This is a genomic window from Deinococcus aquaticus (assembly GCF_028622095.1).
Taxonomy (GTDB): domain Bacteria; phylum Deinococcota; class Deinococci; order Deinococcales; family Deinococcaceae; genus Deinococcus; species Deinococcus aquaticus.
Genome location: NZ_CP115165.1, coordinates 942867 through 967533, shown reverse-complemented (window position 1 = coordinate 967533; position 24667 = coordinate 942867). Strand labels below are relative to the sequence as shown.

At 69.2% G+C, this 24667-nt stretch carries 17 protein-coding genes; 12 read left to right on the top strand and 5 right to left on the bottom strand.

Features of this window, described 5'->3' with window-relative positions:
- Positions 1-22: 22 nt before the first annotated feature.
- The 10 genes from M8445_RS04630 (at position 23) to M8445_RS04585 (ending at position 20252) form a co-directional block, all read left to right on the top strand.
- A complete protein-coding gene (locus M8445_RS04630; RefSeq protein WP_273990030.1) occupies positions 23-1681 on the top strand; it encodes a hypothetical protein in 1659 nt (552 codons plus the stop codon).
- Positions 1682-1750: 69 nt separating this feature from the next.
- Positions 1751-2935, top strand: coding sequence for a glutamine-hydrolyzing carbamoyl-phosphate synthase small subunit (gene carA, locus M8445_RS04625; RefSeq protein ID WP_273990029.1), 1185 nt, complete (start codon positions 1751-1753; stop codon positions 2933-2935).
- Positions 2936-3226: 291 nt separating this feature from the next.
- Complete coding sequence (locus M8445_RS04620; RefSeq protein WP_273990028.1) at positions 3227-3724, top strand: hypothetical protein; 498 nt, start codon at positions 3227-3229, stop codon at positions 3722-3724.
- Positions 3725-3797: 73 nt separating this feature from the next.
- The gene (locus M8445_RS04615; protein ID WP_273990026.1) at positions 3798-3995 is read left to right on the top strand and encodes a hypothetical protein; all 198 of its coding nucleotides are present in this window, start codon (positions 3798-3800) and stop codon (positions 3993-3995) included.
- On the top strand, positions 3988-5811 hold the full coding sequence (locus tag M8445_RS04610) for a hypothetical protein (RefSeq protein WP_273990024.1): 1824 nt from the start codon (positions 3988-3990) through the stop codon (positions 5809-5811). The genes M8445_RS04615 and M8445_RS04610 overlap by 8 nt, the downstream gene beginning before the upstream one ends.
- Before the next feature lie 148 nt (positions 5812-5959).
- Positions 5960-8827, top strand: coding sequence for a DUF11 domain-containing protein (locus M8445_RS04605; protein ID WP_273990022.1), 2868 nt, complete (start codon positions 5960-5962; stop codon positions 8825-8827).
- The gene (locus tag M8445_RS04600; RefSeq protein ID WP_273990020.1) at positions 8828-13693 is read left to right on the top strand and encodes a hypothetical protein; all 4866 of its coding nucleotides are present in this window, start codon (positions 8828-8830) and stop codon (positions 13691-13693) included.
- 13 nt (positions 13694-13706) lie between these two features.
- On the top strand, positions 13707-16769 hold the full coding sequence (locus M8445_RS04595) for a hypothetical protein (RefSeq protein WP_273990018.1): 3063 nt from the start codon (positions 13707-13709) through the stop codon (positions 16767-16769).
- 163 nt (positions 16770-16932) lie between these two features.
- The gene (ung, locus tag M8445_RS04590) at positions 16933-19218 is read left to right on the top strand and encodes a uracil-DNA glycosylase (protein ID WP_273990016.1); all 2286 of its coding nucleotides are present in this window, start codon (positions 16933-16935) and stop codon (positions 19216-19218) included.
- The gene (locus M8445_RS04585; protein ID WP_273990014.1) at positions 19215-20252 is read left to right on the top strand and encodes a DNA topoisomerase IB; all 1038 of its coding nucleotides are present in this window, start codon (positions 19215-19217) and stop codon (positions 20250-20252) included. Before ung ends, M8445_RS04585 begins: the two co-directional genes overlap by 4 nt.
- A gap of 6 nt (positions 20253-20258) precedes the next feature.
- Here M8445_RS04585 and M8445_RS04580 read toward each other — a convergent pair whose 3' ends face one another.
- On the bottom strand, positions 20259-20630 hold the full coding sequence (locus M8445_RS04580) for a hypothetical protein (RefSeq protein ID WP_273990013.1): 372 nt from the start codon (positions 20628-20630) through the stop codon (positions 20259-20261).
- A gap of 65 nt (positions 20631-20695) precedes the next feature.
- Positions 20696-21184 carry a GNAT family N-acetyltransferase gene (locus tag M8445_RS04575; protein WP_273990012.1) on the bottom strand — a complete coding sequence of 163 codons (489 nt, stop codon included), beginning with the start codon at positions 21182-21184 and terminating at the stop codon, positions 20696-20698.
- 88 nt (positions 21185-21272) lie between these two features.
- On the opposite strand from M8445_RS04575, the gene M8445_RS04570 reads away from it, so the two are divergent.
- Entirely contained in the window at positions 21273-22178 is a 906-nt protein-coding gene (locus M8445_RS04570) for an aminoglycoside phosphotransferase family protein (RefSeq protein ID WP_273990011.1), read from the top strand.
- A gap of 3 nt (positions 22179-22181) precedes the next feature.
- Here M8445_RS04570 and M8445_RS04565 read toward each other — a convergent pair whose 3' ends face one another.
- The 3 genes from M8445_RS04565 to M8445_RS04555 form a co-directional block, all read right to left on the bottom strand.
- The gene (locus tag M8445_RS04565) at positions 22182-22964 is read right to left on the bottom strand and encodes an isocitrate lyase/PEP mutase family protein (protein ID WP_273990009.1); all 783 of its coding nucleotides are present in this window, start codon (positions 22962-22964) and stop codon (positions 22182-22184) included.
- A gap of 150 nt (positions 22965-23114) precedes the next feature.
- Complete coding sequence (locus tag M8445_RS04560) at positions 23115-23786, bottom strand: Crp/Fnr family transcriptional regulator (RefSeq protein WP_273990008.1); 672 nt, start codon at positions 23784-23786, stop codon at positions 23115-23117.
- A 38-nt stretch (positions 23787-23824) separates the two neighbouring features.
- A complete protein-coding gene (locus tag M8445_RS04555; protein ID WP_273990006.1) occupies positions 23825-24058 on the bottom strand; it encodes an indolepyruvate ferredoxin oxidoreductase subunit alpha in 234 nt (77 codons plus the stop codon).
- Between the two features lie 103 nt (positions 24059-24161).
- On the opposite strand from M8445_RS04555, the gene M8445_RS04550 reads away from it, so the two are divergent.
- Positions 24162-24581 carry a DoxX family protein gene (locus tag M8445_RS04550; protein ID WP_273990005.1) on the top strand — a complete coding sequence of 140 codons (420 nt, stop codon included), beginning with the start codon at positions 24162-24164 and terminating at the stop codon, positions 24579-24581.
- The last annotated feature ends 86 nt before the right edge of the window (positions 24582-24667 follow it).

Below are 24667 nucleotides of genomic sequence, written 5' to 3'. Positions count from 1 at the left end.
TGTGACCTCTACCATGAGGCTCATGAAACCCATGCACGCTGCCGCTGCCCTCACCTTCGCCCTCGCTGCCACGGCCTCCGCGCAGGAAACGCCGCTGGCCGCGCACCTGCCGGCCGGGGCGCTCCTGACCCTCGAAACGAACGGCGCGGGTCCCGCCTTCGACCGCCTGACTGGCCTGATCGGCGGCGTGCTGGACAGCGCCTCCGACCTGGGCGGCGGTGACCTGGAGGCGTCCGGCGCGATGCTGCGCGGGTTCAGCGGCGTCCTGGCCGACTCGGTGGGCCGCGAGGGTGTGGCGGGCGTGTTCACGGTGCAGGGCAAGGGCGGGTCATTCATGCCGGCGCTGCTGGCCGTGGCGCGCACGGGTGACCTGTCCACCGAGCTGTTCTCGTCATTCATTCCGAGGAAGAAGGGCGCGCGGGTCGGCGAGTACCCGTTCGTGCGTTCCGGGGACCTGTTCGCCGGGCAGGCGAACGGACTGGTGTACCTGTCGAGCGACAAGGCGTTGCTGATGTCGTACCTGGGCCGCCTGAGCGGGAAAACCGCGCCGACCCTGGCGGCCTCCGCGCCGTACGCGCAGGCGACCGGCGCGGCCGGGCGGGTGCAGCTGGGCGCGTACCTGAACTTCTCGGCCACCGCGAAGGTGATTCGCGGGCAGTTCGCGCAGTTCAAGCTGCCGCGCCTGCTGTCGCCGGTCGTGGACGCCCTGGACACCCTGGGGCAGGTGGCGGGCGGCCTGACCACCACCGACGCCGGCCTGAACACGGTGTCCGCGCAGGTCGTGAACACGGCAGGCAAGGACCGCCCGCTGGCGCGCCTGCTGACCCACACCACCGATTTTGGTGTGCAGAACGTCATCCCGGCCGATGCCGAAGCGGTGCAGGCGACCGCCTGCGCGCCCGAATCGAACGCCTACGCGGCCCGCTGGCTGACCCGCCTGGACCTGCTCGAACCGTTCGGGTTCCTGACGGACAGCCAGCTGGCCAGCCACCTGGAACGCGCCGGGCAGTACCTGGGCAGCGAGTGCGCGCAGGTCACGCTGGCCGGCGGCACGCGCGCGGGCCTGGACCAGTCGGACCCACTGGCGGCCCTGGCGACCGCCGTCACGTACCAGAGCGTGCGTGACCGCGCGGCCGCCGAGGCGCACCTGCCCGAGTACGCCCGGAGCGTGAACGAGGCCATCGCCGGGCTGCGCGGCACCCTGAAGGGCACGCTGGGCGACCTGATGAAGGGCGACATGGCTGGCATGGATGAGGACGGCGTGGCTGCCATGATGGCCGCCGGGTCCTTCGACCAGATTGACGAGATGCTGGCCGGCCTGAAGATGGTGTACGCCTTCGAGGGCGACTACCTGATTACCGCCTTCAGTGAGGAAGCCCTTCAGGCCGCGCTGGCGGGCAAGGATGCGCCGCTCGCGCAGGACCCGGCGTTCCAGGCGGCAGGTCTGACCCTGGCCGGCAGCGGCGGCTGGGCGTACCAGCCGGACCTGGCCGACGTCAGCGGCGACGACCTGCTGGGCAGCCTGCCGCCCGAGATGCAGGACGCGGAACTGAACGAGACGCTCGGCCCGGTGATGGACGCCATGGCCGGGCTGGTCAACCGCTATGACGGCATGACCTCACAGCGCAGCGTTGAGGGGAATGTCATCATCGGCAAGGCGAACGTGAAGTACCGCTGGTAAGACGGCGGGAGGGTCACGTCGCCGGGCCATGAAACGCGTCCGGAGAGGCGCGAATGGGGAGGAACGAACATGATCAGAAAAGAGCGGGCCATTCTGGCCCTGGAAGACGGCACGGTGTACCGCGGGTACGCCTTCGGGCACCGCGGCGAGACGGTCGGTGAAGTCGTGTTCAACACCTCCATGACCGGGTACCAGGAGATCATGACCGATCCCTCGTACAACGGGCAGATCGTGACCATCACGTACCCGCACGTCGGGAATTACGGCGTGGCGATCTACGATATGGAAAGCAACAAGCCGTACGTGCGGGGCTTCATCTCCCGCGAATTCAGTGCCGAGTACTCGAACTACCGCGCGCAGCAGTCCCTGGAATCGTTCATGCAGCAGTACGGCGTCGTGTCCATTCAGGGCATCGACACGCGCGCGCTGGTGCGCCGCCTGCGCACGGGCGGCGTGGTCAAGGGCGTGATCGCGCACCGCAGCTTCACGCACCCGGAAGATCCGTACGGCGAGTTCACGCCCGCCGAGGAGCAGGTGTACGTCAGCCGCGCCCTGGGGCATCAGGACATCGACGGGCACGACATGACCCGCGAGGTCACGACCGCGCTGCCCTACGCCTTCCCGACGCTGCGGCACGGCAAGCGCGTGGTCCTGATGGATTTCGGGATCAAGCACACCATCATCGAGCGGCTGGCCGAGGTGGGCATCGAACCGATCGTGGTGCCCGCGCACACCACGCCGGCGCAGATCATGGCGCTGCAACCGCACGGCCTGTTCCTGAGTAACGGTCCCGGCGACCCCGCGCCGCTGGAGTACGCGCACAAGACCGCCTGGGAACTGATGGGGCTGCTGCCCACCTTCGGTATCTGCCTGGGCCACCAGATTCTGGGGCTGGCGGCGGGCGGCCGGACCTTCAAGATGAAGTTCGGGCACCGCGGCGGCAACCAGCCCGTGAAGAATCTGTTAACGGGAAATGTGGAGATCACCTCCCAGAACCACGGGTACGCGGTCGATATCGAATCCATCCCGAACGGGGCGTTTGTCCCGACCCACGTGAACCTGAACGACGGCACGCTGGAAGGCATGGCACACGCGCGCTACCCGGTCTTTTCAGTGCAGTACCACCCGGAAGCCAGCCCCGGCCCGCACGACAGCCGCTACCTGTTCGACCGCTTCATCGAGGAAATAGACGCCTTTGATGGGGGCAGCGGTACCCCCGTTGCAAAAGCGAATTCTGGCCGTCTGGGGGTTTGACAACAGCCGGGCAGCACCCGATTATGGGCGTGGACAGAAGGTGAGAAATTTCATAGTGACGCTTGAGTCAGTCCCAGGACTGTAAGAGTTTCACCGGAAAGCTCGCAGATGTTCACCAGATACGGCACCCCGGCGGTGCTCCGCTCTGACCAATCAGCTGTTCCGGAGCTATGAATCACCTGGCGCAAACGGGCGCCTTGCCAGGTGTGGAGCCAGTGGCGCGACCGACAGAACAAGGGAAACTATTCCCCTGACTGTCGGTCTTTTCTTTTGTTCCGGAGGTACAACGTCTTGAAGCGCCTGCTCCTTCCCTTCCTCCTGATGGCCACAGCCAGCGCGCAGACCGGCGCCGTCCAGCAGAACGTGACCTTCACGCTCCGGCAGGACCTGATCAAGAGCGTCGTCACGGACGGCAAGGCCACCGAGACCGTCATCGAGAACCCCAAGACGGTTCTTCCTGGCGACGTCCTGCGCGAACAGATCACGCTCGTGAACGTCTCCGGCCGCAAGCTGGCGCAACTGCTGGTCAACGTACCCGTGCCCAAAGGCACCGAGTTCGCCCAGCTGACCACCGCCAACGCCAACCGCTGGAAAGCGCAGTACAGCCTCGACGGGGGCAAAACCTTCAGCGCCGCCCCCACCCGCACCGTGACCGTCACCGAGAACGGACAGTCCGTGACCCGCAAGGTTCCGGTCCCCACGACCGAGTACACCAACGTGCGCTGGACCGTCACCAACATCAACCCGGACGAGACGCTGAAGTTCGCCTTCCGCGTGAAAGTCAAGTAACACACGGCTGCACACCACCCGCACACCCAGCAGGACGAACACACCGAACGCCCCCCGGCTCGGAGGAGAACACATGAAGAATTCCTGGAAGTTTGCCGCCCTGATCGCCGCGCTTGCCGCCGGCTCCGCCTCCGCCGCTGGCACCGCCGCCGGCACCGTCATCACCAACACGGCCGACATTGTCTTCACGCCCGAAGGCGCCCCGACCGGCACCCCCCCCCACCACCGTGCCCTCCAACCCGGTCACCACGACCGTGCTTCCGGTGCCTGACTTCACGATCACGCCCAACGACAACAACAGTGCTGGCCCCCGCACCGCCCCCACCTACGCCGTTCCGGCGCTGAATGCCACCGCCAAACCCGGCGACACCGTGGTGTTCCTGTACACGCTGACCAACACCGGCAACGTGCCCAGCGAGAGCTACACCCTGACCAACACCCCGGACCCCACGGCGGCCGTCAAGACCCCCGAGAACATCCGTTTCTTCCCGGTCAGCGCCGACACCAACAACGACGGCACCCTCAGCGCCACCGAAATTGCGGCCTCCACGGCCATCACGACCATTACTGGCGTGAACCAGGATCAGGCCGTCAAGTTCTTCCAGGTGTACACCATTCCCACCACCGCCACCAGCACCGACAAGTTCGGCGGTGACCCCACCGGTGACCGCCAGGACAACCCGGGCTTCACCAACGACCCGGCCGTGGCCAAGGACGCCAACAACTCCAACGTCACCACCGTGGACCGCAAGGACGCCACCGTCATCGGCCCGAAAAACGACCCGGACGGCAACGGCACCCCCACCACCGCGCCCTACCCCAGCACCGACACCACCCCGGTGACCATCACGCCCAGCGCCGCTGACACCCAGACCGCGCAGGCCACGACCACCACCACCGTCGTCACCTTCACGAATACCGTGCAGAACAACGGCAACCGCCCCGACGTGTTCGACATCACCACTGGCCAGAACGGCTTCCCGACCGGGACCACCGTCGAACTGCTCAAGCCCGACGGCACGGTCCTGCCTGACACCGACGGCGACGGCGTGCCCGACGTGGGCAGCCTGACCCCCGGCCAGACCGCCGACGTGCTGGTGCGCGTGACCTTCCCCGCCGGCAGCGCCCCCACGCCCGGCACGGTTCCCACCGTCACGGTCACCACCACCAGCAGCAACGACCCCACCAAGAAAGACGACACCAAGGACATCGTGAACCTGCCCGGCCTGTCGTTCGGGAACCCCACCCCCAACAGCCCCGGCGGTGACCCCACCCCGGTCGGCACCCCCGAGGCCGGCACGCCCGGTAACCCCGGCACCCCGATCATTCCGCCCACCACCTGCACCGCGAACTCCCCGGCCATCCAGTCCACGGTTGCCATGGAGATCGCCAACCTGGGCAGCGCGCCCGACACCTTCGACGTGAGCGGCACCGCGCCCATCAAACTGACCGACGGCACCACCGTGCCCGTTGCCGTGAAGTACTTCGTCGACACCAACGGCAACAAGGCCCTGGACGCCGGTGAGCCCGCGCTGACCGACACGAACGCCAACGGTATCGCCGACACCGGCGCGCTGGCCGCCGGAGCCGAACTGAAACTGATCGCCGTGGTCGACGTGCCCTGCGCCGCCGCCGCGCAGACCATCACCCTGAACCAGACCGCCAAGTCCCCCACGACCGGCGTGACGGTCACCGACCCCAACGACACCATCACGGTCGGTAAGACCGTGGTCGCCGCGCCCGTCAAGACCGTCGACAAGGCCGAAGCCAAACCCGGCGACAAACTGACTTACACCATCGTTGGTAAGAACACCAGTAACGCCAACGTGACCAAGGCCTTCATCAAGGACACGCTGCCCACCAACACCACCTACGTGAGCTTCACGGCCACGAGCACCGCCACTGGCCCCATCCTGTACTCGACCAACGGCACCACCTGGAGCGCTGCGCCCATCGTCGCGCCCCAGGCGGACGGCGTGACCGTGTACGCGGGCGTGGATACCAACAACAACGGCACCATCGATCCCGGCGACATCCTGGCCCCCGGCCAGACCATCACCGGCACCTTCACCGTCACGGTGAAGTAAGGCCCGCAGGCGCGCCCGACCTCCCGTTGCGGAGGCAGGGCGCGCCTCCCCCACACGGGGGAGTTTCACTTTTTCATCCGGCTCCCCCTCACCCCCTCATAACAAGAGAAGACGATTTTTCTACCGCCACACGACTTTGGGAGGCAACGTGCGAAAACCCCCTGTGCTTCAACTGCTGACGGCGCTGGCCCTGACCCTGGTCAGCCCTGCGTACGCGGCGGGCACGCCAGCCGGGACCGTGATCCAGAACACTGCCGTTCTGGAATTCACGCCGGAGGGCGGCCCGCCCACATCCATTCCCACGCCGCCCGTAACGACCACCGTGACGGCCGTGTGCGCCCTGAGCGTCCTGCCGAACGGCAGTGTGGCCGCGCCCGGCCAGAGCTACAGCCTGCTGCCCGGTGAGGGTGCCACGCTGCGCTACAGCGTCTCGAACACCGGGAACGACGTGAACACCGCGAACCTCAGTGTCCTGACCGACGCCGCCTCGCAGTTCCTGCCCGGCGACCTCAGCATTCACGAGGACAGCAACGGCAACGGCGTGGTCGACCCCGGCGAGGCGGCCGTCACGGCCCTCACGCTGGCCGCCGACCAGACCCGCACCGTGCTGGTGCAGGTCAGTACCGCCGCCGCCAACCGCGGGGCCGCGTACCTGAACCTCGTGGCCGCCTGCGCCACGAACACCAGTGGCCGCCCCGGCGAGACCGACGACGACAACGTGGCCCGCGTGAGCGTCGGCGAGCCCCCGGAACTGACCCTGACCAAGACCTTCACGCCCGCCGTGGTCCGCCCCGGCGAGGACACCCTGGTCACCCTGACCGCCCGCAACACCGGCCAGGGAGCCTCGCGCCCCGTGACGGTCACGGACTTCCTGAACACCCCGGACATGCGCGACTTCGTGTTCCGCAGTGCCAGCGCCAGCCTGAGCGGCGGCGGCGTCATCGAGTACAGCGCCGACGGCAGCACCTGGTCGGCCAGCGAGACCGCGCCGGTCAGTGCTGTCCGCGCCCGCACCGAGAGCCTCCCGGCCGGCGGCACGCTGACCCTCACCTTCCGCCTGAGTGCGCCCGCCACCGACGTCGGTACGCGCCGCAACGTGGGACAGCTGCGCAGCAGCGACGTCAGCGTCGACGCCCCGGCCGACATCACGGTGCGTTACACGCCCAGCATCGCCCTCGGCCCGATCAGCAACCCGCAGGCGCTGCCCGGCGGGGAACTCAGCAGCGACGACAAGCAGGTCCGTCAGAACGCCCTGCTGAACCAGGAGATCTGCTTCCCGCACACCGTGCAGAACCTCGGTGACCGCCCCGACAGCATCACCATCACCGGCCGCGTCGTGACCGGGCAGGCCACCGTGCGCTTCACGGAACTGAACGGCGCGCCCATCACCGAACCGTTCATCGTGCCTGACCTCGCGCCGCAGGCCACCCGCGACTTCAACGCCTGCTACGTGCCCACAAAGGCCAGCACCAGCACCGCCAACGAGGCCCTGCGCGTCGCGCTGACCGCCACGAGCAGCCGCGGAGCCGCCGACAACCTGACCATCGACTGCGTGATCAACATCGCGCCCGACCTGCTCAACCCGGTCAAGACCGGCGACGCGGGCGAAGGCGTGGTCGCGCCCGGTCAGGTCATCACGTACACCCTGACCTTCAACAACCCGCAGAGCTTCGCGCTGACCAACCTGGTCCTGCGCGACAACCTGAAGAACCTGCAGATTCTGGACGCCCAGGGGCAGGTCATCCGCACCGACAGCCTGGAATTCGTCTCGGCCGACCAGGGCGGCGCACTCGAAGGCACTGACGTCGTGTGGCGCTTCGCGCGCCTCGCGCCCGGCGAGACCCTGACCTTGAGCCTCAGGGCCCGCGTGCCCGCCGGCACGCCCGACGGGGCCCGCGCCGTGAACACCTTCACGGTCAGCAGCAGCGAGGTCCCCGAACCCGTCCGTTCGAACCCCGTGCAGAACGGCGTGTTCGATCAGGTGAACCTGAGTCTGGTGAAGACCAGCAGTCCCGCCACCGTCTCGTTCGGTCAGACCATCACCTACACCTTCACCGTCACCAACCGCTCGGCCACCGGAGCCCTTCAGGAAATCAGGGTCACGGACAACCTGCCCGCCGGCCTGGATTACGTGGACGGTAGCAGCACCCTGAACGGCGCGTCGATCATTCCTGCCGTGACGGGCCGCGAGTACGTGTGGATCATTCCCGGCCTCGCCCCGGGCGCGACCGCCGTCATCACCTTCGACGCCGTGGTCACGCCCGCCGCTGGCAGCCAGATCCGCAACAGCGCCCTGGCGACCGCCATCAGCAACAACGGCGAGATCAAGACGCCGCCCAGCAGCGCCCTGAACACCATCGACCCGCTGATCTTCGGCCGCAACACCGCCGATCTGGTCGGGTACGTGTTCCTGGACGTGAACCGCAACGGCGTGTACGACCGTGGCACCGACATTCCCTGCCAGAACGCCCGCGTGGTCCTGGCCGGCGGCCGGATTGCCCTGACCGACGCGGAGGGCCGTTACCACTTCCGTAACCTGATGGAAGGCACGGCCGCGCTACGCCTGGACCCCAACTCGGTCGCTGCGCAGGCTATCAGCGTGCCGCAGGACGCGGGCCGCCCCGGCAGCCGACTGGTGTTCCTGCGCAACCTGACCAGCGTGGACTTCCCGCTGGCCCCGCAGGCAGGTGACATCGCCGTGATCCGCGACACCACCCTGCGCGTGTCCAGCACCCTGCCCGGCCAGCCGGAACGCAGCCTGCTGATCCGCAAGGGGTTGTTCCTGACCGACGAGCCCGGCGAGTACCGCGTGCAGCTGATCCTGAGCGCCAACGCGGACCTGAGCGGCGTGACCCTTACCGACCCGCTGCCGCAGGGCGCGGTCCTGACCGACGGCCAGAACGTCCTGACCTACGACACGCTTGCCAGTGGAGAACGCGCGGTGACCTACCGCTTCCGCTGGGCAGGCGACCCTAAAGGCGCCGTCACCGACCCGACGGCCAGCTGGAGGTACTGAGTGAAACGCGCCATCACCACCCTGACGGCGGCACTCCTCGGCTCGGCAGCAGCGCAGGAAATCGCCACGTCCCTTCCTCTGACCTCCGTCGGCAACAAGCTGATGTGGACGGTCGGAGACCAGGACCTGAGACTGATCGTGGGCCTCAGCTCCCGCGTACAGCTCGACGTGTACGGCGCTCAGTTCGACCCGCAGGACTACCGCAGCGACGATTACTTCGGAGACGAGAACTACTCGACCGAGCGTCCCAAAGCCCCGGTCAACTCGACCTTCAGCCTCGTGAACGCCGACGGCAAGGTCGTGCGTGAACAGAACTTCGGCGTGGGCGCCCAGGACTGGCAGACCTTCCTGAACGACGACCTGCCCGCCGGCACCTACACCCTGAAGGTCCGCACCGAAGGCAACGGCAAGAACACCTTCGCCTTCCGCCTCAACTCGATCAGCGCGGCCGTCGAGGCCGACCACCTGAACATCACCATCCGCAGCAACGACTGGGTGCCCGCCCTGAACGTCGCCAACCCCGGCGGCCCCATGGGCATCCGCATGTACGACGGCGACGGCCCGGGCGAACTGGAAGCCGAACTGCGCGACGCGCAGGGCAACGCCTACCCGGTCAAGGTCAGCGGTCAGTTGCAGTGGGACGACATCAAGGTGCCCGAGGAAGCCGGGAACTACACCCTGTACCTGCGCCAGCCGAAAGACACGTACCAGTACTCCAACTCGGTCGGCTTTGAACTGACGACCGGGCCCATCAAGATCGTCACGGCCGACACGACCGGCAAGCTGGACATCAAGGCCGAACTGATCCTGCCCGAGGAAACCCTGCCCACCCAGGCCACCGTGACCGTGGGCGAGCAGGCGTACAACGTGCAGGGCAGCGCCGGACCGTTCACCCTGCCCGCCAGGGAGTACCCGGTGACTGTCGAGCCGGTCAAGGGCGCCGAGGTGACCCTGAACGCCCCGGCCGCCACGGTCGTCAAGCAGCAGACCGCGCACGTGGCCGTGCAGGTCAAGCCCAGCATGGCTCTGAGCTTCGTGGCTGACAAACCCGAAGTCTGCGTGGGCGACGTGGTGACCTTCACCGCGCGCGCCACCACCGCCTTCGAGCGGCAGACCCTGCCCGCCAACCTGCGCGTCAAGCTGCCCGCAGGCTTCACGGCGGCCGGTGAGACGACCGTCACGGCCCGCGTGGACGCCGCCAACCCCGGCGTGCTGACCTTCGAAGCGAAGGCCGACGCGGCCGGCAGCGGCGACTTCACCGCCACGCTGGCCCCCTGGAACCAGACGCAGAACCTGAACGTGCGCGTGCTGCCCACCGCCACGCAGATCGAACTGCGCCGCGCCCCGCTGCCCGAAACGCTGGCCGGCGAGACCGTCACGGTCACCCTGACCCTGAAGAACACCAGCGGCGTGCCCGCCCCGTACACCCTGACCGACGCGCCCGGCGAGACGCTCGAAGCCCTGGACCCCACCAGCTTCAGCGGCGAACTGCAACCCGGCGAGGAAAAGACCCTTAGCTACCGCGCCCGCGTCAAGGGTGACGGCGGCGCGCAGGGCACCCTGAACGCCACCCTGAGCAGCAACTGTGACAGCCAGCAGGTCGTGACCGGCGTGCAGACCGTGCAGACCCCGCCGCCGCCCGCCCCGACCCCGGTCGTGTCGGTCACGCGCGACAGCACCGTCCGCATTCCCTTCGACGTGCCCAGCACCAAGAACGCCAATCAGGTCATCGTGGCCCACCAGCCGCCGGCCGGGGCCGCCTACGTGCCCGGCAGCAGCCAGCTGAGCGGCCGCGCCATCGCGGACCCGCAGACCGGACCCAGCGGCCGGTACTACTGGACCACCCCGGGCGCGGCGCGCGGCGTCCTGACCTACAAGGTCACGCACGAGGGCAACCTCCCGGCGCTGGCCAGCCCCACCCTGATCGGCCGCTACGCCGGCGGGCAGTTGAACGTGCTGGTCGGAGACGGCAACCTGGACGACCTGAGCGGCCTGAACGCCGTGACCAGCACGCAGGAGAAGACGGCCGAGAACCCCGGCGCGCTGAAACTGCCGCTGGACGGCACGGTGTACCGCGAACGCGACCGCATCACGGTCGCCGTGCAGAGCCCTGCCGACAGCGCCGCGCTGCCCAGCGTGAACGGCGTGCCCGTGGACCCCGCCACGCTGGGCCGCAAGAGCGTGGACGCCAGCAGCGGCACCCAGCGCCAGGAGTTCTACGGCCTGCCGCTGCGCACCGGCGAGAACACCATCACCTTCGGCGACCAGACCATCCGGGTGTTCCTGACCGGCACGCCCGTCCGCGCCGACCTGAAAGCCACGCAGCTGATCGCGGACAGCGTGACGCCCATCCGCATCGGCGTGCGCCTGACCGACGCCGCCGGACTGACCACCGCCAGCAGCAGCGTCACGGTGCAGACCACCCTGGAACCCACCCAGGGCGACGCGCAGCCCCGCGTGGGCAGCTACCAGGTGAAACTGGTGGACGGCGAGGGCGTACTGGAACTCGAGCCGCTGTCGGCCCCCACCCGCTTCGACGTGCGCCTGCTGCTGGGCGACAAGGTCGTCACCCGCTCCTTCGAGGCGCTGCCCAGCAAGACCCGCGTGGGCATCGGGATGGTCAGCCTCGGCGCGATCCTCCAGGGTGGCGGCACGGCCGCCGGCGAGGCGCGCGGACAGGCTTACCTGGAAACGCCCATCGGTGACGGCAAACTGTACGTCGCGGCCAGCGGCGCCGTGAACGCCGAGCGCGACAGCGCCGGCAAGATCACGGCCGCGCAGGACCGCGCCCAGGGACTGCCCACCACCTCCAACCCCCTGCAGCGGTACTCGACCCACGGGGACAGCAGCACGGAAAGCACCCCGCTTCAGGGCATCGACCCGGTCGCCGTGCGCTACGAGCACCCCGCCTTCAACGTGCAGTACCGTCAGGCGCCGGTGCCCGTGGACGTGTTCAACCTGGGCATCACGCCCACCGCCCTGAGCGGCTTCACGCGCAGCAACCCGCAGGTGTCGGGCTTCGTGGCCGCGCTGCCCGGCGACCTGATCCGGCGCACCCTGCCGGCCAACGGCACGCGCGTCCTGACCCTGGCCGACAGCGGTCTGCAACCCGACAGCGAGACCGTGGAACTGGTCACCGTGGATCCCCGCACCGGCGCCGAAACGGGTGTCCGGACGCTGGCCCGCCTGACCGACTACACCCTGGACCCGGTCGCGGGCGTCGTGTACTTCCAGCGCGCCGTGGACCTGATCGACCCCGACGGACGCGAGCAGAGCGTGCGCCTGAGCTACCGCCTGAACGACCCGCTGGGGGCCCGCAAGCTCGCCTGGGGCGCGCAGGTCAAGTACCGCGTGACCGACGAACTGAGCGCCGCCGCCGCCGCCGTGAACCTGGACGGCGTGACCAGTGTGGGCGTCCGCGCCCGTTACGACGCCGACCAGAGCCGCGCTGATCTGCTGGCCGCCTACGCCGGCGGCGGCCTGCTGGTGAACGCCAGCGCCAGCGCCGCCCTGGACCGTCTGGGCGTGAACGCCAGCGTGCACTACCAGGCCGGGGAGTACGCGGGCCTGAACGCCACCACGCCCGGCCTGGGCGTGAACGCCGACGCCACCTACCGCGTGACCGACACGCTGGCCGTGGCCGCCGCCGCCACGTACCAGCAGACGCCGGGCACGGACGGCGCGGCCGGCACCAGCACCGGGCACGCCGACCTGAAGGGCCTGTACACCTTCTCGCCCTTCACGCTCGGCGCGGGCATCCGCGCGGGCTTCGGGGATGAACAGGGCCTCGGCGCGGTCGTCAGTGGCGCGTACGCAAGCGGCGGCCTGAGCGTCTCGGCCGAGCACGCCCAGCGCCTCAGCGGCGACCTGAACACCACCACGACCCTCAAGGCCAGCGTGCCCGTCGCGCCGAACGTCACCCTGACCGCCCGCGACGACATCGACTGGGCCGAGGGCCACCGCGCCAGCCTGGGCCTGCAGTCCCGCCTGGGCATGACCAACGTCGCCGTGAACTACGACCTGCCCGGCGCGGACGGCTGGGGCAACCGCGCCCGTTTCGGCGCGGACACCGCCCTGCCGCTCAGCGACAACCTGAACCTGGGCCTGAACGGCAGTTACGTGATGGACCTCGACGGTGACGCCCAGAACGAGGGCGGCTGGAACGCCGGCGTGGCCCTGCGCTACAAGAACGACCGCCTGACCGGCACCGTCGCCACCGACGTGGCCACCACCGGCGGCGCCTTCAGCGTGGCCCTCAAGGGCGGCGCCACCTACAGCCTGAATGACCAGCTGACCCTCAGCGCCGACGGCACCCACGTCTTTGCCGGCGACGAGAGTGGCAGCAACTACTCGGTGTCCGCCGCGCTGCGCGCCGGGCAGTGGCAGGGCCTCGCGTACCTGCGCTACAAGGACGGCGCGCTGGCCGGGAACACCCCGGAACTGATCGCCGAGACCACCGCCGAGTACCACGCGCCCCGCTACGCCGTGCGCGCCGGACTGGCCGGACGCAGCCTGCTGGACCAGCCGGGAAGCGCCACCTACCAGGGGTCCGTGAGCGGCACTTACTACGTGACCGAGCAGTTCGGCCTGGGTCTCGCCGCGCGCGGCCTGATCCAGCCCGCGACGGGATCGAGCCTGCTGAGCCTGGGCCTGGAAGGCAGCTACCGCGCTCTGCCCGGCACCTGGGTCACGCTGGGGTACAACCCCGTGGGCTTCCAGGGCATCGGCACCAACATCTACACCCGTCAGGGACTGTACCTGCGTCTGGACCTGATGCTGGACGACGGCCAGTCCAACGGCGTGAACCTGACCGCACCGACCTCGCCCCCCTTGCCCGAAAAACCCGCGACCGGGGGAGGGGACTGATATGGGACACCGCATGCCTGCCCTGCTGACACTGCTTAAACGCGCCGCCACCACCGTCACAGCCGCTGCCGCCGCCACCTGCGCCCTGATCGGCGCCGGAAGCACGGCCGGAGCCACCAGAACCGCCGACACCTGCGCGCCCAACTCTCCGTGGGTGCAGTCCTTCAACACCAACGCCGCACTGGGCGACATCAAGAGCCACGCGTACGTGAGTGGCGTGAACACCGTCACGGCCACCATGGGCAAGTACACCTTCTGGAACAGCATTGACCACACCGGTAACGGCGGGTACGCGCTGTACCTGAACGTCGCCGACTACGCCAGCCTGCCCGGCCTGCTGTACCAGAACGTCATCAACGTCCCGGCCGGCGGCACCCTGAGCTACCAGAACTACGCCCGCACCCACCAGAACACGCCTTCCAAACTGCGGTACGTGTTCACCGACACCGTCAGCGGGCAGGTTCTGCAGGCCACGGACGGCAGCACCCTGACCACCGGCTACACTGTGGAAAGCGTGCCGGGCTTCGTCAGCAGCGGCTCGCAGGTCACGCTGAGCATCTACACCCTGAAAGACGGCGTGAGCGGCGACGCGAACATCCTGAAACTCGACGATCTGAAACTGACCTGCACCGCCCCGCCCGTCCGCAACACGGACCTGCAGGTATTCAAGACCATCCTGACCCCGCCCCGCAACGTCACCACCGGCAAGTTCTTCGTGGGTGACACCGTCGAATACGCGCTGCAGGTCATCAACCAGAACACGGGCGGCGTGGCTGCCGACGGCGCCACCCTGACCGACGTGTCCGAACCCGGCTTCGAGGCCCTGACCTGGAAGTGCGAGGTCGTCAGCGGCGGCGCGCAGTGCCCCGCCAGTAGCGGCACCGGCTTCCCGAACTTCACCATTCCGAAGTTCCCCGCGAACAGCGAACTGAAGATCACCTACACCGGCCGCGTCACCGCCGAGGACCCGCAGCTGAAGAACACGGCCACCATCACGGCCCCCGCCGGCGTGACGGACATCAACCCCGCCAACAACACCGACACCGTGTACATCTGCACGGCGTTCCCGCCTCCCCCCTCGCTGATCATCACCAAGACCGGCAACGGCCCCTGGACGGCCGGGCAGAGCGGCGCCACCTACACCCTGAACGTCAAGAATGACGGCCCCACCGCCACCAGCGGCGTGACCACCGTCAGGGACCTGCTGCCGGCCGGCGTCACGCCCGCCAGCGCCAGCTTCTCGCCCGCTGCGGGCTGGAACTGCACGACCAGCGGCCAGACCGTCACCTGCACGGGTAACGGCGTGCTGAACCCCGGTGCCAGCGTCGCCCTGACCTTCGGCGTGAACGTCACCGCCAGCGCCGACACCAGCGTCACCAACCGCGCCAGCGTGGGCGGCGGCGGCGACCCCGACCCCATCCCCGACCCGGCGGGCTGCGCGGCCACCGGCGGGCAGTGCGCGGTGTACACCACCACCGTCACCGTGCCCACCCCACCCCCCGTCTGCTCGGGCATCTACGCGCTGGCCCTGAAAGAAGGCGGGAACATCACGGACGGCGTCACCATCCGCGCGCTGAACGAGAGCGGCAACACCCTGGGCCCCGTGATCGCCACGCTGCCCGGCACGGAAACCTCGGCCACGCTGGCCATCACGCCCGACGCCAGGCGGTTCTTCGTGGCGAACGACTCCGGCCGCCTGCGCTTCTACGACACCGTGCAGAAAACCTGGTCCGCCGGGGGTCTGTTCAGCGGCGTGACCGGCCGACTGGTGCGCATGACCATCACCAGCGGCGGCGTCGGCTACGCCATGGACACCGCCCGGAACTTCTGGAGCTTCCAGACCACCAGCCCCTATCAGGTCACGGCCCTGGGCCAGCTGACCAGCCCCACCCTGAACGCCCCGAGCTTCAACGACAACGGCGACTTCTTCGCCGACAGCACCGGCAAGCTGTACATGATCAGCAGCGCGACCGGGTCCAGCGCCATCGACCTGTGGCTGATCACGCCCGGCACCCTGAGCGCCGAGTACCTGGGCCGCCTGAACAACCCCAGCGCCGGCTCGCAGTTCAACGGGATCGCGGCCAGCCCCAGCGGCATCTACGCCCGCGACAACCAGGGCCGCCTCGTGAAGATCGACCTCGTGAACGTCAGTTACACCACCGTGGGCGGCAGCAGCCTCGGCTCGACCGACCTGGCCAGCTGCACCTACCCGGTGCTGGCCCCCAGCCTGAACGCCGTCAAGAGCGTGACGAAGGTCGCCGGTTCCGTGGGCGACAAGGTGCAGCCCGGCGACACGCTGGAGTACCGCGTGGTCGTCCGTAACAGCGGCACCCTGCCCGCCGGGGGCGTGACCTTCCGCGACGCCCTGCCCGCCGGCACTGCCTACGTGCCGGACAGCGCCCGCGTGAACGGCTTTGCCACCACCGTCACCGGCCAGAGCGCCACCAGCCTGAGCGGCGCGGCGTACCCCTTCGCGCAGCCGGTCGGCATCTGCAGCGCGGACGGCGCAGCCTGCGCCACGCAGGTCCTGAAGATCGACACCACGCCCGCCGCGCTGGACAACGAGTCGGTCGTGACCTTCCGCGTGACCGTGGTCAGCCCCTTCGCCCTCGACCCCGCGCAGGTGCGGAACGTGGCGCGCGTGGACTTCACGGGCGGCCCCAGCACCGGCGTGCCCAGCAACGAAGTGGTCACGCCCGTCTACCAGCCCGCGAAACTGACCGTCGTCAAGACCGTGCGGAACGTCACGCGCGGCGGTGCTGTCGGCACGACCGGTGAAGGCAACCCCGGCGACGTGCTGGAGTACTGCATCACCACCACCAACGTGGGCGGCCTGAACGCCACCAACATCAGCTTCAGCGACGCCGTCCCCGCCAACACGGGCTTCGCCCTGAACGGCTTCGGCGCGGGCAAGGACATCCGCCTGACGGCCGTGAGCGGCGAGGTGTTCTACACCGCCGCCGCCGACACCGATGCCGGGCAGCTGAAGGACGGTAAGGTGCTCGTGCAGGGTGGGAGCTTCGTGCTGACCCCCACGCAAAGCGTCACCATCTGCTTCCGCGCGAACATCCAGTAACCTCTCCCTCACACGCGGGCCACCTCCTCACGGGTGGCCCGCGTTCCCGTCCCCTGCCCGCCGCGAGGCGTTCCCGTCCCTGCCCGCCGCAGGGCGTTCATATCCCCTGAAGTTGGGGCGCGCGCCTACCGTCGCGCCTGCCGCGCTGAGAGACAGTCAGGGAATGCCCGGCGGAACACAACTGGTGTGGTTCAAGAAGGACCTGCGCGTGCGGGATCACGCGCCGCTGCGCGAGGCGGCCCGGCGCGGCCCGGTCCTGCCCGTGTTCATCTACGAACCCGAACAGCTGACGCACGAGGAATTCGCCGGGCACCACCTGACGTACCTGAACGACTGCCTGCGCGAACTGGACGCCAGCCTGCGTGCCCTGGGCACCCCGCTGGTCGTGCGGATCGGGGAGGCCGCGACGGTGCTGGAAGAGTTGCGCGCCGCCCATGACGTGCGGGCCGTGTGGGCGCACGAGGAAACCGGCAACGGCGTGAGCTTTGCGCGGGACCGCCGCGTGCGCGCCTGGGCGCGGGCACGTGGCCTGCCCCTGACCGAGGTGCCGCAGAACGGCGTGATCCGCCGCATGGTGAACCGCGACGGCTGGGCCGCCACCTGGGAAGAACGCCTGAGTGCCCCGCCGGCTCCCGTCCCGGACGCCCTGCGCCCCAGTGGGGCCGAACCGGGACGGCTCTATACCCACGCGGAACTGGGCGTGCCCGCCAGCACGAAAGTCATTCCCCCTGGCGGTGAAGCCGGGGCGCACGTCACCCTGCGCTCGTTCCTGACGGCGCGCGGCGTGAACTACATGCGCGAGATGAGCAGCCCCCTGAGCGCCCAGAGCAGCTGCTCGCGCCTGAGCGCGCCGCTGGCCTTCGGGACCGTGTCGCTGCGGGAGGTCGTGCAGGCCACCCGCGTGCGCCTCGCGCAGGTGCAGGCCGAGCCCGACGCCGACCCGCGCTGGGTGCGGTCCCTGCGCTCGTACGAGTCGCGGCTGCACTGGCACTGCCATTTCATGCAGCGACTGGAAAGCCAGCCGGACATGGAATTCCGCACCCTGAACCGCGCCCTGGAAGGCCTGCGCGAACACGAGTGGAACCAGGACTTCTACGACCGCTGGCAGGCCGCCCAGACCGGCTACCCCCTGATCGACGCCTGCATGCGGATGCTGCGCGACACCGGCTGGCTGAACTTCCGGATGCGGGCCCTGCTGGTCAGTTTCGCCACGCAGCACCTGTGGCTGCACTGGCGCCGGCCCGGGCTGTTCCTGGCCCGGGAGTGGCTGGACAACGAACCCGGCATCCACTGGTCGCAGATGCAGATGCAGAGCAGCACGGTCGGCATCAACCGCGTGCGCATCTACTCCCCGACCCGGCAGGCCCGCGAGCAGGACCCGGATGGTGTGTTCCTGCGCCGCTGGCTGCCCGAACTGGCGGACGTACCGGGCGATTTCATTCACGCGCCCTGGGAGTGGAGCGGCGCGGGCCGCCTGAAGTACCCGCCGCCCATCGTTCACGAGCACGAGGCCGGACGCGCCGCCCGCGCCCGCATCGCCGCCGCCCGCGCCAGTCCCGACTTTGAGGCCGAAGCCCGCCGCATCTACGTGACCCACGGCAGCCGCAAGAAGGCCGACCTGCGTGCCGAACGGAAAGCCAAGGGACTCCCGGAGAAATCCCCACCCACGCCCCGCCCCCGTGCCATAAAAAGGAACATCATGAGCGACCAGCCTGACCTCTTCGGCCACGCCCCCACTCCCTCCGACGCGCCGAAAGCCATCGTGCCCGCCGGCCTGCCCGACTCCTGGCAGCGCGCCCTGGAAGGTGAATTCGCCGCGCCGTACTTCCGCGAACTCAAGGATTACCTGGTGCGGGAACGCCGCGAGCAGACCATCTACCCGCCCGCCGCCGACGTGTTCAACGCCCTGCGCCTGACCCCGCTGGAAGACGTGAAGGTCCTGATCCTGGGCCAGGACCCCTACCACCGCCCCGGACAGGCGCACGGCCTGAGCTTCAGCGTCCGCCCCGGCGTGCCGGTGCCGCCCAGCCTGCGCAACATCTACAAGGAACTCGTGACCGACCTGCCCGGCTTCACGCCGCCCCGCCACGGCTCGCTGACCACCTGGGCCGCGCAGGGCGTGCTGCTGCTGAACGCCGTCCTGACCGTCCGCGAGGGGCAACCCAACACGCACGCCGGGCAGGGCTGGGAGCACTTCACGGACGCCGTGATCCGCGCCGTGAACGACCAGCCGGGGCGCGTGGTGTTCATCCTGTGGGGCGCGTACGCCCGTAAGAAGAAGAAACTGATCACCGCGCCGCAGCACGTCATCCTGGAATCCGCGCACCCCAGCCCCCTGAGCGTCGCCAATTTCCTGGGCACCCGGCCCTTCAGCCGCACGAACGCCGCGCTGGAAGAAGCCGGACGCACCCCCATCGACTGGCAACTGCCCACCAGGGCCGAAGGATGACCTCCCGCACCGAGATCCTCGCCGGGGAGTACCTGCGCCGCGAGGGCAGCGACCCCAGGAAGTTCCGGTACTTCTGGCCGGACGGCACCTCGTACAGGGACAAGACTGGCATTGAACGCATCTCGAAACTGGCCGTGCCGCCCGCCTACCAGGACGTGTACGTCAGCCCGGACGCCGACGCGGAACTCCAGGCCTTCGGACGCGACGCCGCCGGACGACTCCAGTACCGCTACCACCCGGACTTCGTGCAGGCCGGCGCGCTGAAGAAATGGCAGCGCCTCACCCGCTTCGCCGGGGCGCTCGGCACCCTCAAAACCACCACCGGAGCGGACCTGCGCGCCCAGGGCCTCCCACCCCGCAAGGTCACGGCCCTCATGACCCGCCTGCTGCACGTCGCGCGTTTCCGGGTGGGCAGCGACATCTACGCCCAGCAGCACAAAACCTACGGCCTCAGCACCCTCCGGCAGCGGCATGTGAAAGTCGAGGGGAACACCGTCACCTTCCACTTCAAAGGCAAGCACGGCGTCACGCAGCACAAGGCCACCACCGACCGCACCCTCGCCAGCAACATCACCCGCCTGCTCGAACTCCCCGGCCCCTGGCTATTCCAGACCGTGGACGCCGACGGCAACCGCCGACGCGTGCGCAGCAGCGAACTCAACGCCTACCTGAAAGAAGTCATCGGACCGTTCACCGCCAAGGACTTCCGCACCTGGGGCGGCACCCTCCTGGCCGCCGAATACCTCGCCGAGGCGGGCGTCGCCGACACCGAGAAACAGGCCCGGCAGACCCTCGTCGACTGCGTCAAATTCGTGGCCGCCGACCTGGGCAACACGCCCGCCGTCACCCGCAGCAGCTACATCTGTCCCGTCATCTTCGACCGCTATCTGGAAGGCAAGATCCTCGACGATTACGAACCCCGCGCCGGCAGGACAGAAGCCGAACTGGACGGCCTGACCCGCAGCGAAGCCGCCCTGAAACGCCTGCTGGAAAGCGAGAAGACCCTCAGGACGAGGCGGAAGAAGGCGGCGTAACGCGGGTCACTCCAGCCAGTCCTCCAGGTGGCGGTGCCGGTCGAGGCCCACGCTTCCGAACTCGTCGTGGGAGTCGGTACGGCGGACGCCGAGCAGGCGCAGGGCGTGGTTGACCGGGCCGCGTTCCGCCCGCTCTGGCCCCCACAGGACTCGTCCGCCATCCCAGACAGCGGCGACCTGACTGCCAGTTCCACCGCAATACTCCGCCTCCACGTAAGCCACGCGGCCTGCCTGCGAGAGCTGACCAATCAGGACCTCCAGTGAGACGGTCAGGTGTGTGAATCCCGCAGTCGGTGTGACAGGCGGTGATGCCTCTGGAAGGGCGTCCAGCACGTCATCCGGCAGTGGAATCAGCGTGAGGCTCTGGGGGAGGATCACGCTGTGCAGACCCGCCGGCGGAACGACACTCGCAGGGAGTAGAAGGCCGCGCAGGTGGTAGCCCATCAGTCCGGCTGGCCCGTCCCCAGTTCCTTGCGCATGATCACGTTGGTCGTCTGGAAGCCCAGGCCCTCGTACAGGGCCCGCGCGCCGGTGTTATGCCCGAAGACGTGGAGCTGGATGTTCGTGGCCCCGCGTGCGGCGGCGTCGTGCTCCAGCAGCGCAAAGGCCTGCTTGGCGTACCCGCGCCGCCGGTGGGGTTCGTAGACCTCGACCTCGTACACGAAGGCGGTGACGCTTCCGGCCCGCGTCTGGAGGGCGTACCACAGCACGCCCACGTCCGTGCCCTCCTGTGGGTCGTGCAGGTGGAACAGGTGGTTGTCGGGCGTGTCCGGCCCCTGCGGGAGCAGTTGCCGGAATTCGCGGTCGCCGCGTTCCAGGGCTTCCTCGGGCGTCCACTCGCCGCTCGTGACCTTCTCGGCGGCGTACTGGGGCGCAGAGTGCCCGACGAAGCGTTCGAAGTCACCGGCAGTCATCGGGCGCAGGATCAGCATGAAAGCAGTGTAGGCGCGCCCGGGTGGGGTGGCGATACGCGCTCTGGCGCATGCGCAGGCCGGGCGCGGGCGGGTACGGTGGCGGGTAATGAGTGACGTTCCAGTCCGGATGCACGAGGACGAGGTGACCGTGGACGCGGCCCTGGTGTTGCGCCTGATCGCGGCGCAGTGCCCACCGTGGGCGGGGCTGTCCCTGACCCGGATTCGCCACGCGGGGACCGACAACGCCATGTTCCGCCTGGGCGACGGGCTGGTCGTGCGCCTGCCCCGCATTGGCTGGGCGGTGGACGACGTGCACAAGGAGGCGGCGTGGCTGCCGCGCCTCGCGCCGCACCTGCCGCTGCGCATGCCGGAACCGCTGTTCGTGGGCGTGCCCGGCGAGGGTTACCCGTTCCCGTGGGCGGTGTACCGCTGGCTGGAGGGGGTGGACGCGGGCCTGGACACCGTGCGGGACGGGCATGAGCTGGCGCGGGAGCTGGCGGGATTCATCACGGCGCTGCGCCGCGTGCCGCCCCCGCCAGCAGACGCCCCTCAGGGCTCCCGCAACGGCCCGCTGCATGACCGGGACCGGGGGACCCGTGGGGCCATCGCCGACTGCGTGGGCCTCCTCGACCCAGTGCCGGTGCTGGCTGCGTGGGAGGCTGCGCTCGCAGTTCCCGCCTGGGCCGGTGACCCCGTGTGGATTCACGGCGACCTGAAACCCGGCAATCTGCTGGCGCACGGCGGGCGGTTGAGTGCCGTGATCGACTGGGGCGGCCTGACACTGGGCGACCCGGCCGTCGATCTGCAACCCGCGTGGAACCTGCTGGATGCCCCGTCCCGGCAGACCTTCCGCGCCGCGCTGAACGTGGACGACGCCACGTGGGCGCGTGGGCGCGGCTGGGCGCTGAGCGTGTCGCTGGTCGCCCTGCCGTACTACGTGTACACGAACCCGGCGCTCGCCGCGATCTGCCGGCAGACCATCCGGGCCGTGCTGGACGATGTAGGTTCCTGACCCTCAGTTCAGGGCGCGGGTCTCAGCCGGCAGGACGCCGCCCGCCGCCAGCTCCTGCGCGGCGTCCTGCAACGCCGTCAGGGCGACCCGCTGGGTGAAGGGGCCGGTCGAGACGCGCGCCACCCCCAGTGCCTGCAACTCGCTTGCGGGAAGGCTCGCGCCGGGCACGCTGATCAGCGTCAGCTTCTGCGGCCCCAGCGCCGCGACCACCTGCTCGATCTCCTCGCGCGCCACCAGCCGGGGCACGAAGACCACGGGCGCGCCGGCCTCCAGAAACGCCTGGCAGCGGCGGATGACCTCGTCCAGCAGCGGCTGGCGCGGAGCGTCGGGTTCGGCGCGCACCAGGGCGTCGGTGCGGGCATTCAGCACGAAGTCGATCCCGGCCGCCCGGCCCGCGTCCAGCACGGCCCGCACGGCGGCCACAGCCTCGTCCAGCGGCTTCATCTGGTCTTCGAGGTTCCCGCCGACCACGCCCGCCTCGATGGCCCGGCGGGCCGTGTCGCCAGGGTTGCCGTACCCGGCCTCCAGATCCATGCTGACCGGCAGATCCACCGCCTGTGCAATGCGGCGCACCATGTCCAGGTGCAGGTCCAGTGGGATGTTCTCGCCGTCCTTGTACCCGAAGGTCGAAGCGATGGAGTGACTGGCGGTCGCCAGGGCACGCACGCCGGGCACGGCGGCCACCACCTGCGCGGACACCACGTCCCACACGTTGGCCAGCGTCAGGATCTCGGGAGCGGTGTGCAGGTCGAGCAGCGTGCGGGCCTTCTGGGCAAGGTCGGTCATCCCGTCAGCTTAGGGTGGCGGGTGGAGAGCGTGCCCTCAGCGTTCCTTGTCTATTCTGGCCGCCCCGGACCGCAGTTGAGAGCATGCCGGGGATCGGCTCCATCGTCTGGGGCGTGCAGGAGGTGGCGAGCGCGGCCGTATCACCTTGGGTTATAGGCCCTCCGAAAGTCGCTGCAATTCCCGTTCATCCGTGACTGTCACGGTGCGGCGCGTGAGGTCAATCCAGCCCAGGCGGTAGAAGTCGCCCAGCTTGCGGCTGACGATCTCCGGCACGGTGCCGAGCAGCGCGGCGAGGTCGCTGTTCGTCGGCAGGGCGTGGGGAGCAGGGGCGTGTTCCAGCAGGTACGCGGCGAGGCGTTCGCCCACGCCGCTGAACACCAGGGCGTCCAGGCGGCGGTGCGTGTCGGCGTCCCGCCGGGCGAGGTGCGCGATGACCGCTCCGGCCAGCGCGGGCGTGTGCTGGACGGCGTGCCGCACGAGGTCGGCGGGGAAGCTCAGGAGAACGGTGGGTGTGGCGAGGGCCTGGGCGTGCGCCGCGTGGCGTGTCTCGCCGCCGAGCACGCTGGCGGGCTCCAGAACCTGCCGGGAACTGTCGATGCCCAGCGTGAGTTCCCGTCCGCCTCGCCCCACGCGGTAGATGCGCACGCTGCCTACCGCGACGATGAATAGCGTGTCGGCGGGGTCACCCGCGCGGAAAACGGCGTCGCCCCGCCCGAAGGTCATGACGTGCGCGGGGCCTGCCAGTCCTGCCAGCGTGTCCCGGTCGGCACCCTGAAACAGGGGCGTCCGGGTCAGCAGGGACAGCGCGTCCGGGATGGGCATGGGCTGATGCTGCCACGCCGGCTGGACACGGGTACCGGTCAGAGGAAGAACTCCCGGTTCCGCGCGGTGGACGCGGCGTGCCCGGCGGGTACGTCCGAGTCCTGGAAGATCGCGCCCACGGGGCATGCGGCCGCGCACGCGCCGCAGTCGATGCATTCGTCCGGGTGGATCACGAGCTGGTCACCTGCGTCGTGGATGCACTCGATCGGGCAGACCTGGGTACAGGCGGCGTCTTTCACGCCTGCGCAGCCGGTGGTGATCACGTAAGCCATGCGTTCAGGATGGCGGCCCGGCCCGTGGGAGGCCATGACTTTGGTTAAGGCTCCGCTGGCTGTGGCACACGCGCCCGCGCAGCCTGCCGCCTACCATCCGCGCATGACCCGAACCGTTGATCCTCCGACCACCCTGCCCCGGACGCTGGCGCGCGTGCTGCTGGGGTCGTTCATGATGTTCGCGGGTGTGGGGCACATGACGTTCCTGCGGCGGGATTTTCAGGCACAGGTGCCGATGTGGTTGCCGCTGGATAAGGATTTCGTGGTGCTGGCGTCCGGTGTGGTGGAGGTGGGGTTCGGGGCGGCGTTGCTGGCCCTGCCCCGGCAGCGCCGGACGGTGGGGTGGGTGCTGGCGGCGTTTTTCGTGGCGATCTTTCCCGGGAACGTGTCGCAGTACCTGACGCATCAGAGTGCGTTCGGGCTGGATACGGACGGGAAGCGGTTGGGGCGGTTGTTCTTTCAGCCGGTGCTGATTGCGCTGGCGCTGTGGAGTACCGGGGCGTGGCCCAGGCGGCGGCGTTGACAGAACGGTGGCGCTGGCAGAACGGCGGGACTGAAGGCCCCCTGGGGGCAGACCGCAGGCTTTAGGTTCCGGGGCCGTCAATGTTC

Bases quoted from the DNA above. Each gene is read 5' to 3' on its own strand.
- M8445_RS04630 (WP_273990030.1), top strand. From the start codon at position 23: ATGAAACCCATGCACGCTGCCGCTGCCCTCACCTTCGCCCTCGCTGCC.
- carA (WP_273990029.1), top strand. From the start codon at position 1,751: ATGATCAGAAAAGAGCGGGCCATTCTGGCCCTGGAAGACGGCACGGTG.
- M8445_RS04615 (WP_273990026.1), top strand. From the start codon at position 3,798: ATGAAGAATTCCTGGAAGTTTGCCGCCCTGATCGCCGCGCTTGCCGCC.
- M8445_RS04595 (WP_273990018.1), top strand. From the start codon at position 13,707: ATGCCTGCCCTGCTGACACTGCTTAAACGCGCCGCCACCACCGTCACA.
- ung (WP_273990016.1), top strand. From the start codon at position 16,933: ATGCCCGGCGGAACACAACTGGTGTGGTTCAAGAAGGACCTGCGCGTG.
- M8445_RS04585 (WP_273990014.1), top strand. From the start codon at position 19,215: ATGACCTCCCGCACCGAGATCCTCGCCGGGGAGTACCTGCGCCGCGAG.
- M8445_RS04575 (WP_273990012.1), bottom strand. From the start codon at position 21,184: ATGCTGATCCTGCGCCCGATGACTGCCGGTGACTTCGAACGCTTCGTC.
- M8445_RS04570 (WP_273990011.1), top strand. From the start codon at position 21,273: ATGAGTGACGTTCCAGTCCGGATGCACGAGGACGAGGTGACCGTGGAC.
- M8445_RS04565 (WP_273990009.1), bottom strand. From the start codon at position 22,964: ATGACCGACCTTGCCCAGAAGGCCCGCACGCTGCTCGACCTGCACACC.
- M8445_RS04560 (WP_273990008.1), bottom strand. From the start codon at position 23,786: ATGCCCATCCCGGACGCGCTGTCCCTGCTGACCCGGACGCCCCTGTTT.
- M8445_RS04555 (WP_273990006.1), bottom strand. From the start codon at position 24,058: ATGGCTTACGTGATCACCACCGGCTGCGCAGGCGTGAAAGACGCCGCC.
- M8445_RS04550 (WP_273990005.1), top strand. From the start codon at position 24,162: ATGACCCGAACCGTTGATCCTCCGACCACCCTGCCCCGGACGCTGGCG.